2 protein-coding genes and 1 pseudogene are annotated in these 2,228 nt (G+C 74.6%); 2 read left to right on the top strand and 1 reads right to left on the bottom strand.

Going from position 1 to position 2,228, the window contains the following annotated elements:
- A pseudogene (locus tag V7E45_RS39910) lies at positions 1–254 on the bottom strand (protein phosphatase 2C domain-containing protein); the annotation flags it as partial.
- Positions 255–716: 462 nt separating this feature from the next.
- On the opposite strand from V7E45_RS39910, the gene V7E45_RS39905 reads away from it, so the two are divergent.
- Positions 717–1,706, top strand: a complete 990-nt coding sequence (locus V7E45_RS39905) for a helix-turn-helix domain-containing protein (protein WP_333779190.1) — start codon at positions 717–719, stop codon at positions 1,704–1,706.
- 36 nt (positions 1,707–1,742) lie between these two features.
- Positions 1,743–2,225 (top strand): DUF456 domain-containing protein, encoded by a 483-nt coding sequence (locus tag V7E45_RS39900; protein ID WP_333779189.1) that lies wholly within the window; start codon positions 1,743–1,745, stop codon positions 2,223–2,225.
- The last annotated feature ends 3 nt before the right edge of the window (positions 2,226–2,228 follow it).

The raw sequence follows: 2,228 nt of genomic DNA, 5'->3' as shown, positions 1-2,228 counted from the left end.
GGTGGGGGCTGTTGCCGGAGCGTCCCCGGAGGGGGTTCGGGCGGCGGTGGCTGGGCCGGTTCGTGCGGCTCCGGTCTCCCGGTGCCCCGCCGCGCCGCCCCCGGCCGTCCCGTCATCGCGTTCTTCGCCGAGGTGAAGCGGTCGTCCAGGGAGTCGGGCGCCACCGTGGGGCCCGTGTCCTCCGCGGAGTCCCCGTACAGCTCGCTCCACCAGTCGTCCTCGCGCCCCTCGGGCCTACCCCCCTGCTGGCTCATGCCCCTAATTGTCCACCGCGCGGGCCCGATGAAAACGGGGCATCGGGAAAATGCGGCTCGCCCGTCCATGTCGAACGGCGTGTCGAGGGACGCCCCGAACTCCCGTACGGCAGGGGCCTCATGGCCACCGGGCGGCCCCACCCCCCACGGGAGGGCCGCCCGGCGACATCGTGCGTGACCCGCTCCCACGCTCTCCTGGCGCGTTCGCGCACCGCGGGGTCCGGGTCACCGTCACACAGCGACCGGGCGCGCGGTGGCGCCGGTCGATTGGCGGGAATTCGGCTTGGTTTCCGGGGACGCGGCCATGGGTCAGGTGGACCGCCGGGCGTCCGTCGGTGGTGCCACCTTGGCAGAGTCACCGCCGAAACGGCGATGATGTGCGGCGGCGGGTTTACGCCGTGGCCGGTTCCCGCCAGACAGCACCGCGCGGGTGGCTTGATATCGAGGGAGGGACGTGGGCCGATGCTGGCAGCCATAGGCCTGGACGAGACGCACGAGTCGGCGTACCGGGCACTGGTGTCCGCGGGCGCCGCCGAGGTGTCCGATCTGGCGCGGCGCCTGTCGCTGGCCGAGCCGGACACCGAGCGTGCGCTGCGCCGGCTGGAGCGCGAGGGTCTCGCGGCCCAGTCACCGGCGCGGCCGGGCCGCTGGGTGGCGGCCCCGCCGGGGGTGGCGCTGGGCGCGCTGCTCACCCGGCAGCGGCACGAACTGGAGCAGGCGGAGCTGGCGGCGGCGCTGCTGGCCGCGGAGTACCGGGCGACGGCGGCCGAACCAGAGGTGCACGACCTGGTGGAGGTGGTGACCGGCGCCTCCGCGGTGGCCCAGCGCTTCCTGCAGCTTCAGCTGGGCGCGACCGAGGAGGTGTGCGCGCTGGTCACCGGCAACCCGGTGGTGGTCTCCGGGTCGGAGAACGAGGCGGAGGAGCAGGCGGCCGGGCGCGGGGTCCGCTACCGGGTGGTGGTGGAACGGTCCGTGCTCGACCTGCCGCGTGGGCTCGCCGAGCTGACGGCGGCGCTCGGCCGGGACGAGCGGGTGCGGGTGGTGGACCGGGTGCCGACGAAGCTGGTGATCGCCGACCGCTCCCTCGCCCTGGTACCGCTGACCTCGCGCACGGCCGAGCCGGCCGCGCTGGTGGTGCACGCGAGCGGACTGCTGGAGCTGCTCGCCGGTCTGTTCGAGTCGGTGTGGCGGGAGGCGCTGCCGCTCCGGCTGGGCGGGGCCGGGGTGACCGAGCAGGAGCCGGACGGTCCCGACGCCACCGATCTGGAGGTGTTGTCGCTGCTGCTGGCCGGGCTGACCGACGCGAGCGTGGCCAAGCAGCTCGACCTGGGCCTGCGGACCGTGCAGCGGCGGGTGAAGCGGCTGATGGAGCTGGCGGGGGTGACGACCCGGCTGCAGCTCGGCTGGCACGCCTACGAACGCGGCTGGGTGTCCCGCGAAAGGTCCTTCTGACCTGCGGCTTCTCCCGTCCTCCTGCACTCTGGGCAGATGGGAGCGTGGGAACTCCTGCTGGTCGGCGCGCTGATCGCGCTCGGCCTGTGCGGAGTGCTGGTCCCCGGCGTACCGGGCTCGTGGCTGGTGTGGGCCGCGGTCCTGTGGTGGGCGCTGACGGATCCGCAGCCGATGGCGTGGGCCGTCCTGGTCGGGGCGACCGCGGTGCTGCTGCTGTCCCTGGTGGTCCGCTGGGCCCTGCCGCCACGCCGCCTGCGCGCGAGCGGCGCCACCCCCCGGATGGCCGTCTACGCCGGCACCGGCGCGGTCCTCGGCTTCCTGCTGATCCCGGTGGTGGGCGCGCTGCCCGGCTTCATGGCCGGGATCTACCTGCATGAGCGGCTACGGCTCGGCGGCCACGGCGAGGCGATGGCCGCCCTGCGCACGACGATGGGAGCGGGCGGTTCCAGCGTCCTCACCGAACTGTTCGCGTGCCTGCTCATCGCGGGGGCGTGGCTGGGGGCTGTGGTTTGGGGCTGAGGG

The organism is Streptomyces sp. IBSBF 3136 (assembly GCF_036815105.1).
Taxonomy (GTDB): Bacteria; Actinomycetota; Actinomycetes; order Streptomycetales; family Streptomycetaceae; genus Streptomyces.
This window is presented reverse-complemented; position numbering and strand designations above follow the sequence as displayed.